Genomic DNA, 18,712 nt, shown 5'->3' with positions numbered 1-18,712 from the left:
TGATCGTCCCTGATCCCCGCCCGGAGGCCGCTTTGGACAAAGCTCTCGGTGATGTGCTGGGCCTGGCGGCCGGTGTCGCCGTCAGCCCACTCCCGATCGTCGCGATCATCCTCGTCCTGGCCACGCCGCGGGGACGTCTCAACGGATCGCTGTTCGCCATCGGCTGGGTCGTCGGGCTTTCGGCGCTGGGCGCCGTGATGCTGGCGATCGGCGGGCCGGCCGGTGCCTCCACCCACCAGCAACCGGCCACCTGGGTGGGGGGCCTCAAGCTCGCACTGGGGGTGCTTCTCGTCCTCCTCGGCGCCCGGCAGTGGCGCCGACGGCCTGTCGACGCCTCACAGGCACAGCTTCCGACGTGGATGGCCGCGATCGACCGATTCACCCCGATCAAGACGTTCGGGCTTGGACTGGCACTGGCGGCGGCCAATCTCAAGAACGCACCGCTGACCCTCGCCGCGGGGGCCTCGATCAGCTCGGCCGGGATTCCCGCCGGGCAGCAGATCGCGTCGCTGGCGGTGTTCGTGATCGTTGGTTCGCTGGGACTTCTGGCTCCGCTCGGGGTCGTCCTTTTCATGGGAGAGCCGGCGAAGAACATGCTCGACGGGTGGCGAGACTGGGCCCTGCGGCACAACACCGCCGTGATGGCGGTGTTGTTCTTCGTGCTCGGCTTGAAGCTGTTCGGCGACGGTCTCGGCATCCTCATCCGTTGACGACGAAGCGATCACGGCCGCTGAGAGTGGATCGAGGGCAGGGCGCGCTGTTCCGGTTCTTCGTCTTCCCAGAGACCGGTCTTCTCGAGCATCTCGATCACGTAGTCGGCGCCCTCGACGACGTGTTCTTCCATGATCGTCCGCGCCTTCCGGGCGCTGCGCTTGCGCAGGGCCTCGACCAGGAGCGAGTGCTGTTCCCTGGTCAGCTCGACGTGGGATTCGAGCGAGGCGTAGAAGCGGTTCGGCAGGTGCCGCACGACGCCCGCGAGCAGGAGGGCGAGCCGGTGCGAGCCCGCGGCGAGGTTGATCTCGCGGTGGAAGGCGTGCCCGAGATCGGCGATGCGGTCCTTGTCACCGGCCTCGATGGCCTCGTCGAGCTGCTCGATGACCGACTTGAGCCGGTCGATCTGCTCCGGGGTGATCTTCTTCGCGGCGCGCGCGGCGAGCTCACCGGCCAGCCTCGCCTGCGCCCAGAACAGGTCCCGCACGTCCTGCCGCGTGAAGGGGGCCACGACGAAACCGCGGCGGGGGACCAGCTGCACGAATCCCTCGCTGTGCAGCGTCAGCAGGCCCTCGCGGACGGGGGTGTTGCTGACGCCGACGGCCTCGGCGATGGGCTCCATGCGGAGGAAGTCGCCCGGCTTGAAGTGCCCGGACATGATCTGCTCGCGGACGTAGCTCGCCACCTCCTCGGGCAGCTGCCTTCGTTCGTTGCCGCGGACCGCGCCGTAAGCCACCGACACCCCCACTACACGCTCCCGAAAGCCTCCCGATCATCATATCCCGGGCCCGGGTTCGTCCGGGCCCGTTGCGGATCGGGCGGCGGCCCGGTTCACGGCCGGGAGCAGGCGTTCGCCGGCTGCCGGTTCGCGAGGAGGTCTTCGGTGAACCGCTGAGCCGCGGGCTGGGATGCCGCGAGGACCTGGCGGTGATCCGCGCCGTCGTACGCCTCGTAGCCGATCGCGGGGGAGCGTTCGCACAGGGACTTCACCAGCTGGTCGGTTCCCCGCTTGCTCACGAGCACGTCCGTCGTGCCCTGCAGGACCAGGGTCGGGACGCGGAGCGCCAGGCCCTCCGGTTCCTGCGACTTCAGGTATGCCGTCAGCCGGTCGAGATCCGCGCCCTCGCGGAAGACCCGCTCCGCCCGCACCGTCGACGCGGCCTCCCGGATCCCGTCCTGGCAGGTCGTGCGCGCCGCGTCCAGCACCGGCCGGACCTCGTCGGCGAGCAGCTGTTCGGGCACGATTCCGGGATCGACCGCAGCCGCCCCGATGAGCATCGTGGGGAGGAACGGCAGTGCCGCGCGGACGCCCTGCTCGCCCGTTCGCTGCTGGAAGTACGCCGTCGTCTGGCTCGTCTGGAAGCCGCCCGGCGCGATGGACACGGCACCGCGCAGCGACAGCCCGGCGGTTTGCTGCTCCGCTGCCGCCGTGAACAGCGCGGCGTGGCCGCCCTGGCTGTGCCCCACCGCGAACCAGTCCGATCCGACGCCGGGGTCGACCTGGCGCGCGGCGCGGACGATGTCGGCGACCGTGTTCGCCGCGCTGGGCCCGTTGAGGTAGGGGTGCTCTCCGGGGGTGCCGAGCCCTTCGTAGTCGGTCTGCACCACGACGTAGCCGGCGGCGACCCACCGGTCCAGCGTCTGGTCGACGAGCCCGACGTAGGAGTGCGCCGGGCCGCCCGGCCGGTCGGCGGACGGCGCGCAGGCGTCGGCCGTGCCGGTGGTGCCGTGCGCCCAGCTGATGACCGGCCAGCCCGCCTGCGGCGGGGGAGACTGGGGCACCGAGACCGTTCCCGAGGCCGTGATCGGCTTCCCGCCGGCGTCCGCGGAGGTGTAGGAGATCAGCCATTCGCCCTGCGCGCTGGGCAGGCGCCGGTGGTCCAGCGGGACCGAGCTCGACAGGGTGCCGCGTTCCGCCGGCGCCGGCTCCGGGGTGTCGCCGGGGCCTGCGGCGCAACCGGACGCGACCAGTCCGGCCACGAGCAGCGCGGTCAGCGAGGTGGTTGGGGACAGCCGGTTCACGGGCGTTCCTCCCGGGCGGTCGGGTTTCGAAGTCCCGCAGAGACAACATCGTCGGCACTCGACGGGTACCCGCCGATCCCACTCACCGGTACATCCGGAGCCCGGGGCGCGGTGAACTCCGATAGGCATGCGGTGATGGCCGCTGCGCCGGACTTCCCGGGCGAGGCCGAACGAACTGGTGTGAGGAGCACGAGGACATGACACGCCGCATCGCCGTGACCGGCTCGGCATCGGGCATCGGCAAGGCCCTGGTGGAGATGCTGAGGGCACAGGGGGACACCGTGATCGGTGTCGATCGGGACACCGCGGACGTCCGGGCCGACCTGTCCACCGAAGAGGGGCGGGCCCGGGCGGTGGCGGCGGTGGCCGAACTCGGCGGGGGACGCCTGGACGGCGTGGTCGCGTGCGCCGGCGTCTCGCTGCCCGATCCGATCGCCGTGGGCGTCAACTACTTCGGCGTCGTCCGGCTGCTGGAGGGGCTTCGGCCGTTGCTCGCCGCCGCTGAGCAGCCGCGAGCAGCGGTGGTCGGTTCCATCGCCGGCACGCAGCCGGTCGACCAGGCCGTGATCGACGCGTGCCTGCGGGACGACGAGCAGGCGGCGCTGGAACGCGCGCGGGCAGCGGTCGAGGGCGGGGCCGGTTACCGGTTGTACCCGTCGTCGAAATCGGCCCTCGCGCAGTGGCTGCGCCGCGCGGCGGTGACCGCGGACTGGGCGGGTGCGGGCATCCCGCTCAACGCCGTGGCGCCGGGAGTGGTGCTCAGCCCGATGGTGGCGCCGCTCCTCGAGGACGAGGCGATGAAGAAGGTCATGGACGAGGCGGTGCCGATGCCGCTGAACGGATACGCGGAACCGGGCGTGATCGCCGCGGCGCTGGGCTGGCTGATCAGCGAGCGGAACACGCACATGACCGGGCAGGTGATCTATGTGGACGGTGGCGCCGAAGCCACCCTGCGGGGCCCGGAAGTCTTCTAGCGCAGTGGCGAACCAAGGCCGCCCACCGACTGGCGTCTATTGGGGTGAGCGGTCCGTTCGCTCGGTTCTGGTGGTGTGTGCTGGTGTTGGGTGGGTGGAGTGAACGGCCTGTTCGCGTCGTCTATTGAGGCGAACAGGCCGTTCACTCCACACCAGTCGGGAGGGGTCGTGCCGCCGCGCCGGAAACGGTTCCGCCGGACAGTCCCTACCGCGAGTGTTGGCTGCGGAGGGGGCCGGTGGAGAGGGCGCTGATCAGGGCGATGGCGCCGCACACCGCAGTTGCGAGGAAGGCCAGGACGAAGCCCGATTCGGCGTAGTGCACCTCGGTGCCGAGGTAGGTCCCGCCCGGCAGCAGAAGCAGCACCACCAGCACCTGCGATCCGATCGAACTGCCGAAACTGCCCACCAGGTTCAGCATTCCGCCGCTGACGCCCTGCACGCCGGCGGGCACCGCGTGCATGATGACGTTCGGGAGCGAGGCCGAGGCGGCCCCGATGCCGAGCCCGAAGATCAGCTGCGACAGCAGGACGGTCCCTGTGGTGTCGTGGACGAACGCGATCAGGGTCGCGCCGATGGTGAGCGCCGAGGCGCCGAAGGCCATGCCGGCGCGGGGCCCGAAACGCCGCGAGACCAGCCCGCTGATCGGGCCCGCGATCATCGCGGATACTCCTGATGTGGCGACGAATCCGGCCACCTCGAGCGCCGGCGAGCCGAACCCGAAGCCGCCTTCCGGCGACGACATCACGAACATCGGCACCAGCATCGAGTTGCCGACCAGCGCGAACTGCACGCAGGCGTTGGCGATCATGGGCAGGCCGACCCGGCGGCGCGTGAGGAGTCCGATGTGGACGAGCGGGGCGGACGCACGCCGTTCGTAGGCGACCCATCCCGCGATGAGCAGCACGCCCGCGATGATCCCGCCCAGCGTCGGCACCGAGACCCAGCCCGCCTTCTTGGCCATCCCGACACCGGCGAGGAAGGCCAGCGCGCCGAGTCCCAGCAGCGCCGCCCCGGCCCAGTCCACGCCGACCTTGGCGCGCAGCCCGCTTTCCGGGATCAATCGCCACACCAGCAGGCCCACCACGACCGCGTAGCCGAGCTGGAACCAGAAGATGCCGCGGAAGGAGAACGTGCCGAGCAGGATTCCGCTGATGAACGGGCCGATGATCGTGCTGGCCCCCATCCCGGTGCCGATGAAGCCCAGCGCGATCGGGATCAGCCGCTTCGGCAGCACGTCCCGAACCAGCCCGTACGCCAGCGACAGGACGGCCAGGCCGAAGCCCTGCAGCGCGCGGCCGGCGATCAAAAGCGGTAGCACCGGAGCCGTCGCGCACAGCGCGGTGCCGACGGCGAACACGGCGGTGCAGGCCAGCGCGACCTTCTTCTTGCCGTAGATGTCGCCCAGCTTGCCGCACACCGCGAACGCGATCGCGCCCACCAGGGTGACGGCGGTGATGATCCAGGAGATGTCCGGCGATCGGTACGCGGCGGCGATGTTCGACAGCACCGGCGTCACCATCGTGTAGGTGAGCCCGGTGATCTCCACCAGCAGGACGAGAAGCGCGATGATCGCGTAGTTCTGCGCGGTGGACCGCTCCTGGCGAACGGATTCACCGTCGGCGTCCGGTCCGGTGGACGCAGATCTTTGCGGCAGCGATGCCTGATCCATTCTGGACTCCTCGCTGAGTCGGATTGGCTGCGGTGAGCATCGAATTCGGGCCGGCGGAGCGGAGTTCTGGCCAGCCGCGCGGCGCCCGGGGCAGGTAGTGGCGGATGCCCGGAGCGGGCGTGCCAGCGGACGCTAGCGACTCGACCAGGGGGCAACCGAAGAGGTCTCGGTCACCGAGACGGATGCGGAACCGGTCGGCGGCGGCGGAGGAGCTGCTCACTCAGCGGGATCGCTACGCCAGGCCGCAGGAGATCAGCAACGCGGTGCTGTTCCTCGCTTCCGACGAGTCGAGCTATTGCACGGGAGAGGAGTTCGTCGCCGACGGGGGAATGACCGCCGGAGCCGGGTTCTGAGGAGGCGGTTCAGGACGGGGTGCGGGCATCGTGCGGTGTGCCCGCCGGGCGCCGTTTTCGCGCGAAACCGTCGTTTCGCCTGAGGGCCGGGCGCCGTTTTCTCGCGAAAACGGCGTTCCCGGAACATGAATTGCCTTCGGGATGAGGGCTTCTGGAACGCCGTTCGAAGCCTCGTCCTATTAGGACATCATTGTGGTGGTCAGGCCGGGCGGAGCACGGCGAAGTCGCCCAGGGTGATGCGCATGTCGAACGTGCGCGACGACAGTCGCCATCCGCCGGGCGTGCGCACCCAGCGGTCGTCGTACTCGCCCATGCACTCGAAGAACCGCCCGGCCATCGGCCCGGCCCCGACGTGGTGCACGCGCGCGTAGGTGAGCGAACGCGCGGTGTCGCCGCCCACCGCCACCCGGTGGTTGCCGAGCAGGTGCTGCGTCGGCCCGCACCCGTCGAGGTGATCGCGCATCTGCCGCACGATCGCCTCGACGCCGTCCCGGCTGTACCCGTGGGCGTCCGGGAGGAAGGCGGCCGCGACCGCCGCCCAGTCCCGCGCGTCGATCGCGGTCGCCAGCTCGGCGAGCCGCTCCACGATCTCCTCCCGGGCGGTCATTCCGCCTCCACCGCGCCGGGATCGAGCGCGGCGAGCAGTCGCGGAGATTCCTCGCGGCCGTCGAGGACCCGGCCCGTGCGGCGGGTGACGCGCCAGCCCACCGGGCCGCGCCGCAGCTGCCAGCGGTTGGCGGTGGCGCGGCGCACGACGAACTCCCCGCCGTTGTGCACCACCATCAGCGAGTGGCCCACGGCGACGGCCTCGTCGCCCTCGACGGTGATGTGCGCGGGGCCGAGGAAGTGGGCGCAGCCGCCCTCGATCCAGCCCTGGTGCGTCGCGCCGGTGACCATCGCGACGATCTCGGCGCGGCCGTTCATCGACCAACCGTCGACCTCGTACGTGCCGTCGGGTTCCCAGCGGTCGGCCACCGCCTCGGCGCTCCCGCTGTCGACCAGCGGGCCGTAGCTCGCGATGAGCCGGGCGATCTCCTGCTGGTCTTCGACCTGCCGCAGGCGCTCCTCCAGCGCGGCGAACCGCTCGGCGAGATCGGTGGATTCCTCAGCCATCGGTACCTCGTCCCGTCAATCGATGCCGGCCGCGATGCCGGCCAGGGCGTCGAGCTGCTCGCAGTAGTGGTCGGCGGATCGCGCCCGCAGCTGGGCGCCGACGAGCGTGGCGCCCGCTTCGCGCACCTGTGCCAGCGCCGCCTCGGCCGCCGCCGGTCGTTCCATCGGGTCCAGCGCGCCGGAGGAGAGCACGACCTCGAAGTCCGCCGGCAGGTCGACCTTCGCCAGCATCTCCCGCAGCTGAGCCGTGTCGAGGCCGAAGGGCACCCAGCCGTCGCCGTGCTTCGCCGCGCGGCGGAGGGAGCGCAACGTCCGGCCGCCGATCCACATCGGCACGCGGACCTGCACGGCGTGCGGCTCCAGGACGAAGCCCGCGTAGTCGAAGTGCTCGCCGTGGTACTCCGGTTCCCGCTGCGACAGGCTGGCCCGCAAGGCGGCGAGGGCGTCGTCGGCTCGGGAGCCCCGCCCCTCGAACTGCGCGCCGATCAGCGCGAACTCCTCTTCCAGGCTGCCCACGCCGAGCCCGAGCACCAGGCGGCCGCCCGACACGCGGTCGAGGGTGCCGTAGCGCTTGGCGATCTCCAGCGGGTGGTGGTAGCCGAGCACCAGGACCTGCGTGGCGAGGCGGATCCGCGTGGTGCGCGCGGCCAGGTATCCGAGCGTGGCCAGCGGGTCCCAGTAGGTCGCGCCGCGCTGCTCGGCGACCTCCCGGGGGATGCCCACGTGCTCGCTGCACGTCAGGTGGTGGAAACCCAGCCGGTCGGCGGCCTCGGCGATCCTGCCGAGTTCCTCGATGCCCGCCGTGCGCTCCCACTCCGAATGCACGCCGGGCACCTGCGTCACCACCGGGCTTGCGATGCCGACTCTCATCTGCAGACCTTTCCTCGCGCGGCGCCGGTTTCACCGGGCCGTCGACAAGGTTTAGCCCAGCCGCCTCGCGAACTCCCGGCTCGTCCCGGTCACCGGGAGCCGGCGGCCGCCCGAAGCACGGGCGAAACCCCGGCGGGACACTTCCGCAGCTCGCGCGCCGCTGCTACCGTTCCCAGCAAGGTGGAATTCATTTCAGTTTTACTTCCGGTACGCCGGGCCGAGGGGAGAACCATGACTGTCCCTTTCGCTCGCGAGAACGCTGACTCCCCGCGCCGCGAGCTGCCGCCGTCGATGGTGGAACGGATGACGCTGATCCTCGACTCGTTCGAGCGCTGCTCCGCTCGGCTCACCCTGGAAGACGTGGCTCGGCGCACGCATCTGCCCAGGTCGACCGCGCATCGGATCCTCGATCAGCTGGTCCGGCTCGACTGGCTCCGGCACAGCGCCGCCGGCTACTCGCTCGGGCGCCGCGCGCTGAGCCTCGGCGGCCAGGCCAACGCCCACGACGAGCTCCGCGGCGCCGCCGCACCGCTGCTGCACGACCTCCAGATGAAAACTGGAATGGTCGTTCACCTCGCGGTGCTGGAGGGCGGCGAGATCCACTACCTCGACAAGGTGGGCGGCCGGTTCGCCGCGTCGGTGCCCTCGTGCGTCGGCGGCCGGGCCCCGGCGCACTCGACCGCCCTGGGCAAGGCGATCCTGGCCGGGCTCGCGCCCGAGACCGTGGACGAGCTGCTCGGCGACCGCATCGGGCGGCTGACCGACCGGACCATCGGCGACATCGGCACCCTGCACCAGGAGCTCAACCGCATCCGGCGCCGCCGCGGCCTCGCCTTCGAACGGGGCGAGTGCATTCCCTCGCTCGCCTGCGCGGCGGCCGCCGTCCGCGGCCCGGAGGGACCGGTGGGCAGCATCTCCCTCGTGGGGTACGTCCAGGTGCCGTTGGAGAAGGTGGCGCCGCTGGTCGTGGACGCCGCCAGGACGGTGTCGGACGTGCTCTACCCGGCCGCGGCGAAACCGCGTACCTGCCGCAAGATGAGCGTGGTCGCGCCCGAGAAGACGTGGTCGACCGCGACGCTCGACCGGATGATGGCGGCCGGGTCCGGCGACTGGCTCTGACCGCCGCGCACCGGAAATCCCGCGCGCCCGGCGGAAACTCCGGTGGGTGCGGCGGCTCAGGCCCAGGTGTCGCCCCAGCCCCAGGCGTCCGGCATGACGAGCTCCGGCTCCGGAGCGATCCCGAACCTGCCCCGGAAGAAGACCATCGGCGGCGCGTCGACGGGCGTCTCCAGCTCCAGCACCCGGCCGATCACCACGTCGTGGTCGCCGGCGGCGTGCACGTCGCGCACCTCCGCGTGCACCCGCAGGAGCACGCCGGGCAGCGCCGGGCTGCCCCACCGGGACAGCTGCCAGGGCAGTCCCTCGAACTTGGTTCCCCGGCTGGAACCGAACCGGTCGCACAGGTCGCTCTGCCGCTCGGCGAGCACGTTCACGCAGAAGCGCCCTGCGTCGCGGATCCGCGGCCAGGACCGGCCCCGGTGGTCGGCGCAGAACAGCACGAGCGGCGGTTCCAGGGACACCGAGGCGAAGGACTGGCAGGCGAAGCCCACCGGCTCGCCGTCGTACCCGGTCACCACCGTGACGCCGCTGGCGAAGGTACCCATCGCCCGCCGCATCTCCAGCGGCGTGGGCGCCACCGCCGCGGGGGCGTCGCCCACCGTCACCTGAGGATCTTCCGCTGCACGCTGGGTGTTCACGGGACCGACGTTAGGCGCGCGGTTGCGGCGTTCTCGCCGCGTCGTCCCGTTGAGCGGGAGGCACCGCCGGGCCCCGGAATCGGATTCCGCGCGCGGTCGCGATCCCGTTGGCCGGGAGCCCGCGATCCCGCTGATCGGGAGTCCGTGAGGCCCGGCCGGGGCACCCGCCCTTAACGTGCAGCGGCGAAACCCCTGACAGTCCTCGAGAGCTTGGGCGTGAGATGACGGAACTGAGCTACGAGTCCACGCTGCGCGAGCTGCAGACGGACCGCGGTGTCCTGCGCTACCACGAAGCCGGCGACGGGCCGCCGCTGCTGATGCTGCACGGGTCCGGCCCCGGCGTCACCGGGTGGCGGAACTTCCGCGGCAACCTCCCGGTCTTCGCCGAGCACTTCCGCTGCCTGGTCCTGGAATTCCCCGGGTTCGGCGTCAGCGACCCGACCGACGAGCATCCCATGCTCGCCGCCCCCGACGCCGTCCGGCGCTTCCTGGACGGCCTCGGCCTCCAGCAGGTGGACGTGATCGGCAACTCCATGGGCGGCATCGTCGCGACCCGCTTCGCGATCGACCACCCGGACCGAGTGCGCCGGCTCGTCACCATCGGCGGGGTCGGGCGCGCCCTCTTCAGCCCCTCGCCGGGCGAGGGCATCAACCTGCTGATGGAGTTCACCGACGAGCCCAGCCGCGAACGGCTCGTGGCGTGGCTGAACTCCATGGTCTACGATCGGTCGCTGGTGACCGAGGAGCTGATCGAGGAGCGCTGGGCGCACGCCACCGAGCCGAGCACCCTCGCCAGCGCGCGGAAGATGTACAGCAGCAAGGCCTTCGCGGCCGCAGCGGCCGCCGCAGCGAACTCCGACGAGCCGCCGTACTGGGCCATGCTGCACAAGATCCGGGCCAGGACGCTGATCACGTGGGGACGCGACGACCGGGTCAGCCCGGTCGACATGGCGCTGGTCCCCATGCGCACGATTCCCGACGCCGAACTGCACATCTTCCCCAACTGCGGGCACTGGACGATGATCGAGCAGAAGGAAGCCTGGGAGAGCGCGGTGCTGGCGTTCCTGACGCGGAAGGACGCGCCGTGACCGCGTCCTGGGAGCACGAGTTCGACTTCGTCGTCGTCGGATCCGCCGGCGGCGGGATGACCGCCGCGCTCACGGCCACCGACGCGGGCCTGTCGACGATGGCCTACGACCGCTACTACGGCGATCCCACGCTGAACAACCCCAACCTGGACGTGATCGACAAGGCGGGCGATCTCGGTACGAAGGGCGGCCTGGTCACCGACGAGCTCGGCCGGGTCCTGCGCGCGGACGGCTCGGCGATCGTGGGCCTCTACGCCACCGGCAACACCACCGCGTCGATCATGGCCAACGAGTACGCCGGCCCCGGCGCCACCATCGGCCCGTCCATCGTCTTCGGCTTCATCGCGGCGAAGCACGCCGCGGGAGTTCTCCGATGAGGCGGGAGGAAACATGACGCCGCCAACGGTGTGGAAGCTTCGCGTCGTCGAGGTGATCCGGGAGACCGCCGACGCGCACACCCTGGTCCTGGAGCACTCCGAGCAGCCGGGCGAGCCGTTCGGCTACCTGCCCGGCCAGTTCCTGACCATCCGGATCCCCTCGGACCGGCCGGGCGGTGCCGCCCGCTGCTATTCGCTGTGCAGTTCCCCGGTCTGCGACGAGAAGCTGAAGGTCACGGTCAAGCGCACCAAGGACGGCTACGGCTCGAACTGGATCTGCGACAACGTCGTCGCGGGCGACGTGCTCGACGTGCTGAGCCCGTCGGGCACGTTCACCCCCACGTCGCTGGACACCGATCTGCTGCTCGTCGCCGCCGGCAGCGGGATCACCCCGGTGCTCTCGATCCTCAAGTCCGCCCTCCGCGCGGGCGGGGGCCGGATCACCTTGCTCTACGCCAACCGGGACGAGAACTCGGTGATCTTCCGCGACGAACTGCAGACGCTCGGGCTCGACGAGCACGGCGACCGGCTCACCGTGCTGCACTGGCTGGAATCCGTGCAGGGGCTGCCGACCGCCGCGGGACTGCGGGAGCTGCTGCGGCCCTACGCCGACCGCGAGACCTTCGTCTGCGGGCCCAAGGTCTTCATGGACATGGTGCTCGAATCGCTGACCGCGCTCGGCGCGCCGCCGAAGCGGGTGCACGTCGAACGCTTCACCTCGCTGACCGGCGACCCGTTCGCCGCCAACGAGATTCCGCCGGAGATCAGCCAGGACGGACCGGTGAGCGAGGTCGAGGTGACCCTCGACGGCGAGACGCGCACCGTGTCGTGGCCCCGGAGCAGCAAGCTGCTCGACGTGCTCCTGGCCGCGGGCCTGGACGCGCCGTACTCCTGCCGGGAAGGCGCCTGCAGCGCTTGCGCCTGCGTGCTGCTCGAAGGCGAGGTCGACCTCGAGCGCAACGAAGTGCTGGACGACACCGACCGCGCCGAGGGCATCATCCTCGGCTGCCAGGCCGTGCCGCTCACCGACCGGCTGAAGTTGACCTACGACTACTGACCGGACGGGGTCCCGGTGAGCGGGCGGGAGAACCCGCGGTGCGAGCGCGCAGAACGCCCGCACCGCGGGTTTTCGCTTGTCCGGAAGGAGGTTGGGACCACCTCGCGGCGGGTGGTCCCGGTGAGCGGGAGAGGATTCCCAGCTGCGGGAGATCGGCTGGCACCGTTCAGGCATGCTCGATGCGACAACTCGACAGGCTGCCGCCGACGCCCTCCGGGCCGCGCAGTCCGATCGCGCGCCGATCGATCCGCTCACCGCGCGGTACTCCGGCATCGACGTGGTCGACGCCTACGAGATCCAGCTGCTGAACATCCGCCGGCAGCTCGCCGCCGGTGCGGTGGTGCGCGGTCACAAGGTCGGGCTGTCGTCCCCCGTGATGCAGCGGATGATGGGCGTCGACGAGCCCGACTACGGCCACCTCCTCGACTCGATGTTCCTGGCGGAGGACCGCGCGGTGGAAACCGCGCGCTACTGCTACCCGCGCATCGAGGTCGAGATCGGCTACGTCCTGGGCGATTCGCTGCCAGGCGAGGGGTGCACGGAGGAGGACGTGCTCGCCGCCACCGAGTACGTCGTCCCGAGCCTGGAGCTGATCGACAGCCGGATCCGGGACTGGCGGATCGGCCTCGCCGACACCATCGCCGACAACGCCTCCTCCGCGGGCGTCATCCTCGGCTCCGCCCGGGCCAAGCCCGGCGAGCTGGACCTCGCCGACATCGAGGCGGTGCTGTTCTCCGGCGGCACCGAGATCGCCCGCGGGAACACCAGCGCGGTGCTCGGGAACCCCACCACCGCGGTGGCCTGGCTGGCCCGCAAGGTCGCCACCTTCGGCGTCCGGCTCGAAGCGGGGCACGTGATCCTGCCGGGCTCGTGCACCAGGGCCGTCGACGTCGCGCCGGGCGAGGAGTACCGCGCCGACTTCACCGGCCTCGGGTCGGTCACGGCCCGGTTCGCGTGAGGCGCACCGGGAATCGAAAGGACGAGTGGAACAGTGACCAAGGCGACCGCTGCCATCGTGGGCTCCGGCAACATCGGCACCGACCTGATGTACAAGCTGCTGCGCTCCGAAGCCATCGAGCCGCGCTGGATGATCGGCGTGGACCCCGACAGCCCCGGCCTCAAGCGCGCGCACGGCGAGGGGCTGATCAGCTCCGCCGAAGGCGTCGACTGGCTGCTGGCGCAGGACGAGCAGCCGGACATCGTGTTCGAGGCGACCTCGGCCTACGTGCACCGGGAGAACGCGCCGAAGTACGCCGAGCGGGGCATCCAGGCGATCGACCTGACCCCGGCCGCGCTGGGGCCCGCGGTCGTGCCCGCGGTCAACCTCGGCGAGCACCTCGACGCGCCCAACGTCAACCTGATCACCTGCGGCGGCCAGGCCACCATCCCGATCGTGCACGCCGTCTCGCGCGTGGTGGAGGTCGCCTACGCCGAGATCGTGGCCAGCGTCGCCTCGCCGTCGGCCGGGCCCGGCACGCGGGCGAACATCGACGAGTTCACCATCACGACCTCCCGCGGCATCGAGAAGATCGGCGGTGCGCGGCGGGGCAAGGCGATCATCATCCTGAACCCGGCCGAGCCGCCGATGCTGATGCGCGACACCGTGTTCTGCGCGATCCCGGCGGACTGCGACCGGGACGCGATCGCCCGGTCCGTCCACGAGGTCGTCGCGGCCGTCGCGAGCTACGTGCCGGGCTACCGCCTGCGCGCCGAGCCGCAGTTCGACGATCCGTCCACTGTGAACGGTGGCATGGCCCGCGTCGCGGTGTTCCTCGAAGTGGAGGGCGCCGGCGACTTCCTCCCGCCGTACTCCGGGAACCTCGACATCATGACCGCCGCCGCGGCCGGCGTCGGCGCGGGCTTCGCCCGGCGGATCCGCGCGCAGAAGGGGCAGTGAGAAACCCATGGCCTACAGCACCGATCTCGACATCAGGATCACCGATTCCTCGCTGCGCGACGGTTCGCACGCCAAGCAGCACCAGTTCACCACCGAGCACGTGCGGGACATCGTGGCCGCCCTCGACGGCGCCGGGGTCCCGGTCATCGAGGTGACCCACGGCGACGGCCTCGGCGGCTCGTCGTTCAACTACGGCTTCAGCCACACCCCCGAGCAGGAGCTGATCAAGACCGCGGTGGCCACGGCGAAGCGCGCCAAGATCGCCTTCCTGATGCTCCCCGGCGTCGGGGTGAAGGACGACATCCGCGCGGCGGCCGACAACGGGGCGGCCATCTGCCGGATCGCCACGCACTGCACGGAGGCCGACGTCTCCGTCCAGCACTTCGGGCTCGCCCGCGAGCTGGGCCTGGAGACGGTGGGCTTCCTGATGATGTCGCACAGCCAGCCGCCGGAGGTGCTGGCGCAGCAGGCCCGGATCATGGCCGACGCGGGCTGCCAGTGCGTCTACGTCGTGGACTCCGCGGGCGCCCTCGTGCTGGAGGACACCAGCGAGCGGATCGCGGCGCTGGTCGCGGAGCTCGGCGACGACGCCCAGGTCGGCTTCCACGGCCACGAGAACCTGGGTCTCGGCGTGGCCAACTCCGTGCTCGCCGTGCGTGCCGGGGCGACCCAGGTGGACGGCTCCACCCGGCGCTTCGGCGCCGGCGCCGGGAACACCCCGGTCGAGGCGTTCGTCGCGGTCGCCGAGAAGCTCGGCATCCGCACGGGCGTCGACACCCTGAAGATCATCGACGCCGCCGAGGACGTGGTCCGGCCGGTGATGGACGGCGAGTGCCTGCTCGACCGGCTCTCGCTGACCATGGGCTACGCCGGGGTCTACTCCAGCTTCCTCAAGCACGCCGACCGCGCCGCGGCGAAGTACGGCGTTTCCGGCGCCGAAATTCTCGTCGAGGCGGGCAAGCGCAAGCTGATCGGCGGCCAGGAGGACCAGCTGATCGAACTCGCCGTGGGCCTCGCCGCTCGCGGCTCCGACACCGAAGCGAGGGCCAGCTGATGTCCAACCCGGTTCTGACGGCGGTCGAAGAGCGCGCCGAGGAGATCGCCGCGGCCGCCGCCTCGAACGAGCGGCTCGGCAGGCTCGACGACCGGGCGGCCAAGGTGCTCCGCGAGACCGGTGTGATCAAGATGCTGCAGCCCGCCCGGTACGGCGGAGCCGAGGCGCATCCGGCGGAGTTCGCCGAGGCGGTGCTGAAGGTCGCGAGCCACGACGGCTCCACCGGCTGGGTCGCCGGCATCGTCGGGGTCCATCCGTGGGAGATGGCGATGGCCGACCCCCGGGTGCAGGAGGAGATCTGGGGCGAGGACACCGACACGTGGATCGCCTCGCCGTACGCCCCGCTCGGCGTGCTCAAGCCGGTCGACGGCGGTTACATCTTCAACGGGCACTGGCAGTTCTCGTCCGGGACCGACCACTGCGACTGGATCTTCCTCGGCGCCTTCATGGGCGACGACGAGGGCAACGTGGCCCAGCCGCCGGTGTCCTACCACGTGATCCTGCCGCGGTCCGACTACGAGATCGTCGAGGACTCCTGGGACGTCGTGGGCCTGCGCGGCACCGGCAGCAAGGACGTCATCGTCAAGGACGCGTTCGTCCCGTCGTACCGGGTGATCCCGTTCAGCGCGATGCTCGACGGGTCGGCGCCCAGGGACGCCGGGCTGGAGAACCCGACCTACCACGTCCCGTTCACCACGGCCTTCCCGCTGGGCATCACCTCCGCGGTGATCGGCATCTGCGAGGGCGCCCTCGCGCACCACATGGCCTACCAGCAGAAGCGCGTGCAGATCACCGGCACCAAGATCAAGGACGATCCCTACGTGCTCTACGCGATCAGCGAGGCGGCGGCCGAGATCCACGCCTCCCGCGTCGCGCTGCTGGACAACGTGTCCCGGATCTACGACAAGGTGGCGGCGGGCGTGGAGATCGGCTTCGGGGAGCGCGCGGTCAGCCGCCGCACCCAGGTCGCCGCGGCGTGGCGCGCCGTCCGCGCGATGGACGAGGTCGTCGCCCGCTCCGGCGGCAACGGCCTGCGCATGGACAACCCGATCCAGCGCTTCTGGCGCGACGGCCACATGGGCATGGTGCACGCCATCCACGTCCCGGGCGCCGTCTTCCACGTGTCCGCGCTGACCGAACTCGGCATCGAGCCGCCGCCGGGCCCGATGCGCTCGATGATCTGACCGCCCCGCCGCACAGATAGGAAGAACGCACATGTCCCAGATCCGCGGTCTCGGATACCTCACGGTGCAGACCCGGGACATCGACCGCTGGCGCGAGCTCACGGTCGACGCCCTCGGGCTCCAGGAGACCACCGGTCCCCACGCCGACGGGCTCTACCTGCGCATGGACGAGCGGGCCGCCCGGATGATCGTGCTGCCCGGCGACACCGACAAGGTGCTCGCCGTCGGCTGGGAGGTGCGCGACCAGTTCGGGCTCGCGGCCGTCGGCCGCGACGTGGAGGCGGCAGGCACGGCGGTCAAGGAGCTGTCGCAGGCCGAATGCGACGAGCGGCGCATCGAGGCCGGGATCACCTTCGAGGACCCGACCGGCACTCCCGTCGAGGTGTTCTTCGGGCCGGTGCTCGACCACAGCCCGGTCGTCACCAAGCACGCCCACCGGTTCGTCACCGGCGATCAGGGCATGGGCCACGTGGTGCTGCCGACGACCTGTCCACAGGAGACGGTCGAGTTCTACACCGAGGTGCTCGGCTTCCTGCCGCGCGGCGCCATCCGCGTCGGCGGCGGAACCGCGGACGCCCCGCCGCGCCGGGTGCGGTTCATGGGCGTGAACCAGCGCCACCACAGCCTCGCGGTCTGCCCGGCCCCGCACGGCGAGCCGCCGGGCCTGGTGCACCTGATGGTCGAGGTCGAGGAGATCGACACCGTGGGCCGGGCCCTCGACGAGGTCAACCGGCGCGGCTTCTCGCTGTCGTCGACCCTGGGCAGGCACACCAACGACAAGGCGATCTCCTTCTACGTCCGCGCGCCCGGCGGCTGGGACATCGAGTACGGCTGCGACGGCCTGCTCGTCGACGAGACGTACTACACGGCCGAGGAGATCACCGCGGACAGCTACTGGGGCCACGACTGGTCCGGTTCCGAACCGCTCGCGGCGTTCAGCCAGGAAGGGTGAGCGGCCGATGAGCCCCCGGCCGGTGCACCCGGTGCCGCTGTCGCAGGTAGGAGCGTTCGACCACGAAGCCGACGTCCTCGTCGTCGGCTTCGGGTGCGCCGGCGCGGCGGCCGCTTACGAGGCGGCGTCCGCCGGCGCCGATGTCATCGTCCTGGAGCGCGCCGGGGGCCCCGGCGGGTCCTCGGCGCTCTCCGGCGGAGAGCTGTACCTCGGCGGCGGAACGCGCGTCCAGCGGGCGTGCGGTTTCGACGACACACCGGACGAGATGTTCGCCTACCTCGAAGCGGCCCTCGGCCCGCACGCCGACGCGGAGAAGCTGCGGCTGTACTGCGACGAGAGCGTCGAGCACTTCGAGTGGTTCTGCGCCCGCGGACTGGCCTTCGAGGAGTCGATGTACGACGCCCCGAGCTGGATGCCGCCGACGCGCGACGGCCTGATGTGGCTGGGGGAGAACGCCTGGCCCTACAACACCATCGCGCGGCCGGTCCCGCGCGGCCACCGGCCCGCCGCGGAGAACTTCGGCGGCTGGCTGATCATGGAGCGCCTCGCGTCGGCCGCGCACGAGGCCGGGGCGCGGACGCACGCCGACACGCTCGCCACCGCGCTCGTCGTCGACGAGTCCGGGCGTGTCGCCGGGGTGGCGGCGACCAACTACGGCAAGACCGTCCACTACCGCGCCCGCCGCGGCGTGGTGCTCACCACCGGCGGATTCGTGGACGACGAGGAGATGCTCGCCGACCACGCGCCGGTGCTGCTCGGGCACGGCAAGGTCAGCGACGGCCTCGACGACGGCAGCGGGATCCGGATGGCCGCCGCCCTCGGCGCGGCCACCCGGCGGATGGCGCAGGTGGAGGCGGCGCTGACCGCGCTGCCGGCGATGGTGTGCCGCGGCATGCTCGTCAACGCGCGGGGCCAGCGGTTCATCAACGAGGACGTGTACCCGGGCATGTTCAGCCACGCCGCGCTGCACCACCCGGCGCCGTGGTGGGTGATCATCGACGAGGCGGGCTACGACGCCATTCCGGAGCGCGACCTCTGGGGCGTGCGACCGCAGCACGTCGCCGAAACCCTCGCCGAGCTGGAAGAAGAGCTCGGCATGCCGGCAGGCGCGCTCGAAACGACCGTGGCGACGTACAACCGGCACGCCGCCGAGGGCAACGACCCCCACTTCCACAAGAACCCGGCGTGGCTGCGCGAGCTCAAACCGCCGTTCGCGGCGGTGAACCCGGCGCTCGGGTTCAACCCGGGAGGCGGCGACGCGGCGCCGCCGGGCACGGGCATCGCCGGCTTCACGCTCGGCGGCCTGCACACCACAGTGGACGGTGCCGTGCTCGACATCTCCGGCAACCCGATCGCGGGGCTCTTCGCGGCGGGGCGGGCGAGTTCCGGGATCCACGGCGGAGGCTACGTGAGCGGCACGTCGCTCGGCGACGGAACGTTCTTCGGCCGCCGCGCGGGCCGCGCCGCGGCCCGAGCCTAGCCAGGCGTTACCCGGGGCGCGGCCACTTGGAAAGCCGCGTTCAGCTGCTCGCTCCCACCGGCAAGGGATCGATTCCGAATGGCTCCGCAAGGCTGATCCCGAAGGCGCCTGGCACCTGACGCCGATGCCGTTTTCGCGCGAAACCGGCGTCTCG

18 protein-coding genes and 2 pseudogenes are annotated in these 18,712 nt (G+C 71.3%); 13 read left to right on the top strand and 7 right to left on the bottom strand.

The features are described 5' to 3' along the window. Positions 1–53: 53 nt before the first annotated feature. Complete coding sequence (locus AC07EQ_RS01110) at positions 54–710, top strand: GAP family protein (protein ID WP_478385886.1); 657 nt, start codon at positions 54–56, stop codon at positions 708–710. A gap of 11 nt (positions 711–721) precedes the next feature. Here the strand turns inward: AC07EQ_RS01110 and AC07EQ_RS01105 are convergent, their stop codons facing one another. Both AC07EQ_RS01105 and AC07EQ_RS01100 read right to left on the bottom strand, forming a co-directional pair. Beyond that, on the bottom strand, positions 722–1,459 hold the full coding sequence (locus AC07EQ_RS01105; RefSeq protein ID WP_478385884.1) for a GntR family transcriptional regulator: 738 nt from the start codon (positions 1,457–1,459) through the stop codon (positions 722–724). A gap of 83 nt (positions 1,460–1,542) precedes the next feature. Then, on the bottom strand, positions 1,543–2,733 hold the full coding sequence (locus tag AC07EQ_RS01100) for an alpha/beta hydrolase family protein (RefSeq protein ID WP_478385882.1): 1,191 nt from the start codon (positions 2,731–2,733) through the stop codon (positions 1,543–1,545). Positions 2,734–2,930: 197 nt separating this feature from the next. Between AC07EQ_RS01100 and AC07EQ_RS01095 the strand changes: the two genes are divergently transcribed. Next, positions 2,931–3,707, top strand: coding sequence for an SDR family oxidoreductase (locus AC07EQ_RS01095; RefSeq protein ID WP_478385880.1), 777 nt, complete (start codon positions 2,931–2,933; stop codon positions 3,705–3,707). A gap of 205 nt (positions 3,708–3,912) precedes the next feature. Here the strand turns inward: AC07EQ_RS01095 and AC07EQ_RS01090 are convergent, their stop codons facing one another. Further along, a complete protein-coding gene (locus AC07EQ_RS01090) occupies positions 3,913–5,376 on the bottom strand; it encodes an MFS transporter (protein ID WP_478385878.1) in 1,464 nt (487 codons plus the stop codon). Positions 5,377–5,606: 230 nt separating this feature from the next. Here AC07EQ_RS01090 and AC07EQ_RS01085 point away from each other — a divergent pair. Then, positions 5,607–5,729: pseudogene (locus AC07EQ_RS01085) on the top strand (SDR family oxidoreductase); the annotation flags it as partial. Positions 5,730–5,928: 199 nt separating this feature from the next. Here the strand turns inward: AC07EQ_RS01085 and AC07EQ_RS01080 are convergent. From AC07EQ_RS01080 to AC07EQ_RS01070, 3 genes are read right to left on the bottom strand one after another with little or no spacing between them, the layout of a single operon-like run. Next, positions 5,929–6,336 carry a nuclear transport factor 2 family protein gene (locus AC07EQ_RS01080; RefSeq protein WP_478385876.1) on the bottom strand — a complete coding sequence of 136 codons (408 nt, stop codon included), beginning with the start codon at positions 6,334–6,336 and terminating at the stop codon, positions 5,929–5,931. Beyond that, positions 6,333–6,842 carry a nuclear transport factor 2 family protein gene (locus AC07EQ_RS01075; RefSeq protein WP_478385874.1) on the bottom strand — a complete coding sequence of 170 codons (510 nt, stop codon included), beginning with the start codon at positions 6,840–6,842 and terminating at the stop codon, positions 6,333–6,335. The genes AC07EQ_RS01080 and AC07EQ_RS01075 overlap by 4 nt, the downstream gene beginning before the upstream one ends. Before the next feature lie 15 nt (positions 6,843–6,857). Then, positions 6,858–7,712, bottom strand: a complete 855-nt coding sequence (locus AC07EQ_RS01070; RefSeq protein WP_478385872.1) for a TIGR03619 family F420-dependent LLM class oxidoreductase — start codon at positions 7,710–7,712, stop codon at positions 6,858–6,860. 231 nt (positions 7,713–7,943) lie between these two features. Here AC07EQ_RS01070 and AC07EQ_RS01065 point away from each other — a divergent pair, with 231 nt between their 5' ends. After that, positions 7,944–8,831, top strand: coding sequence for an IclR family transcriptional regulator (locus tag AC07EQ_RS01065; protein ID WP_478385870.1), 888 nt, complete (start codon positions 7,944–7,946; stop codon positions 8,829–8,831). 56 nt (positions 8,832–8,887) lie between these two features. On the opposite strand, the gene AC07EQ_RS01060 is transcribed toward AC07EQ_RS01065, so the two are convergent. Then, positions 8,888–9,469, bottom strand: coding sequence for a flavin reductase family protein (locus tag AC07EQ_RS01060; RefSeq protein ID WP_478385868.1), 582 nt, complete (start codon positions 9,467–9,469; stop codon positions 8,888–8,890). Between the two features lie 221 nt (positions 9,470–9,690). On the opposite strand from AC07EQ_RS01060, the gene AC07EQ_RS01055 reads away from it, so the two are divergent. The 9 genes and pseudogenes from AC07EQ_RS01055 (at position 9,691) to AC07EQ_RS01015 (ending at position 18,558) form a co-directional block, all read left to right on the top strand. Continuing rightward, positions 9,691–10,557, top strand: a complete 867-nt coding sequence (locus tag AC07EQ_RS01055; RefSeq protein ID WP_478385866.1) for an alpha/beta fold hydrolase — start codon at positions 9,691–9,693, stop codon at positions 10,555–10,557. A gap of 101 nt (positions 10,558–10,658) precedes the next feature. Beyond that, positions 10,659–10,934 (top strand): annotated as a pseudogene (locus AC07EQ_RS01050) (FAD-binding protein); the annotation flags it as partial. A gap of 13 nt (positions 10,935–10,947) precedes the next feature. Continuing rightward, the gene (locus AC07EQ_RS01045; RefSeq protein ID WP_478385864.1) at positions 10,948–11,991 is read left to right on the top strand and encodes a 2Fe-2S iron-sulfur cluster-binding protein; all 1,044 of its coding nucleotides are present in this window, start codon (positions 10,948–10,950) and stop codon (positions 11,989–11,991) included. 172 nt (positions 11,992–12,163) lie between these two features. Then, entirely contained in the window at positions 12,164–12,949 is a 786-nt protein-coding gene (locus AC07EQ_RS01040; protein WP_478385862.1) for a 2-keto-4-pentenoate hydratase, read from the top strand. Between the two features lie 33 nt (positions 12,950–12,982). Continuing rightward, a complete protein-coding gene (locus AC07EQ_RS01035; protein ID WP_478385860.1) occupies positions 12,983–13,888 on the top strand; it encodes an acetaldehyde dehydrogenase (acetylating) in 906 nt (301 codons plus the stop codon). Between the two features lie 7 nt (positions 13,889–13,895). Beyond that, on the top strand, positions 13,896–14,942 hold the full coding sequence (gene dmpG / locus AC07EQ_RS01030) for a 4-hydroxy-2-oxovalerate aldolase (RefSeq protein ID WP_478385858.1): 1,047 nt from the start codon (positions 13,896–13,898) through the stop codon (positions 14,940–14,942). Beyond that, entirely contained in the window at positions 14,942–16,126 is a 1,185-nt protein-coding gene (locus AC07EQ_RS01025; RefSeq protein WP_478385856.1) for an acyl-CoA dehydrogenase family protein, read from the top strand. The genes dmpG and AC07EQ_RS01025 overlap by 1 nt, the downstream gene beginning before the upstream one ends. 31 nt (positions 16,127–16,157) lie before the next feature. Further along, positions 16,158–17,078 (top strand): VOC family protein, encoded by a 921-nt coding sequence (locus AC07EQ_RS01020; protein ID WP_478385854.1) that lies wholly within the window; start codon positions 16,158–16,160, stop codon positions 17,076–17,078. A 7-nt stretch (positions 17,079–17,085) separates the two neighbouring features. Next, the gene (locus AC07EQ_RS01015; protein ID WP_478385852.1) at positions 17,086–18,558 is read left to right on the top strand and encodes an FAD-dependent oxidoreductase; all 1,473 of its coding nucleotides are present in this window, start codon (positions 17,086–17,088) and stop codon (positions 18,556–18,558) included. The last annotated feature ends 154 nt before the right edge of the window (positions 18,559–18,712 follow it).

The organism is Saccharopolyspora sp. NPDC045839 (assembly GCF_056431645.1).
Note: the sequence above shows the minus strand (reverse complement) of the source record. Positions and strands in the feature narration are given on the sequence as shown.

Excerpts from the sequence above, each read along its gene's own strand:
- AC07EQ_RS01095 (WP_478385880.1), top strand. The coding sequence starts at position 2,931 with ATGACACGCCGCATCGCCGTGACCGGCTCGGCATCGGGCATCGGCAAG.
- AC07EQ_RS01090 (WP_478385878.1), bottom strand. The coding sequence starts at position 5,376 with ATGGATCAGGCATCGCTGCCGCAAAGATCTGCGTCCACCGGACCGGAC.
- AC07EQ_RS01080 (WP_478385876.1), bottom strand. The coding sequence starts at position 6,336 with ATGACCGCCCGGGAGGAGATCGTGGAGCGGCTCGCCGAGCTGGCGACC.
- AC07EQ_RS01075 (WP_478385874.1), bottom strand. The coding sequence starts at position 6,842 with ATGGCTGAGGAATCCACCGATCTCGCCGAGCGGTTCGCCGCGCTGGAG.
- AC07EQ_RS01070 (WP_478385872.1), bottom strand. The coding sequence starts at position 7,712 with ATGAGAGTCGGCATCGCAAGCCCGGTGGTGACGCAGGTGCCCGGCGTG.
- AC07EQ_RS01065 (WP_478385870.1), top strand. The coding sequence starts at position 7,944 with ATGACTGTCCCTTTCGCTCGCGAGAACGCTGACTCCCCGCGCCGCGAG.
- AC07EQ_RS01055 (WP_478385866.1), top strand. The coding sequence starts at position 9,691 with ATGACGGAACTGAGCTACGAGTCCACGCTGCGCGAGCTGCAGACGGAC.
- AC07EQ_RS01045 (WP_478385864.1), top strand. The coding sequence starts at position 10,948 with ATGACGCCGCCAACGGTGTGGAAGCTTCGCGTCGTCGAGGTGATCCGG.
- AC07EQ_RS01040 (WP_478385862.1), top strand. The coding sequence starts at position 12,164 with ATGCTCGATGCGACAACTCGACAGGCTGCCGCCGACGCCCTCCGGGCC.
- dmpG (WP_478385858.1), top strand. The coding sequence starts at position 13,896 with ATGGCCTACAGCACCGATCTCGACATCAGGATCACCGATTCCTCGCTG.
- AC07EQ_RS01025 (WP_478385856.1), top strand. The coding sequence starts at position 14,942 with ATGTCCAACCCGGTTCTGACGGCGGTCGAAGAGCGCGCCGAGGAGATC.
- AC07EQ_RS01020 (WP_478385854.1), top strand. The coding sequence starts at position 16,158 with ATGTCCCAGATCCGCGGTCTCGGATACCTCACGGTGCAGACCCGGGAC.
- AC07EQ_RS01015 (WP_478385852.1), top strand. The coding sequence starts at position 17,086 with ATGAGCCCCCGGCCGGTGCACCCGGTGCCGCTGTCGCAGGTAGGAGCG.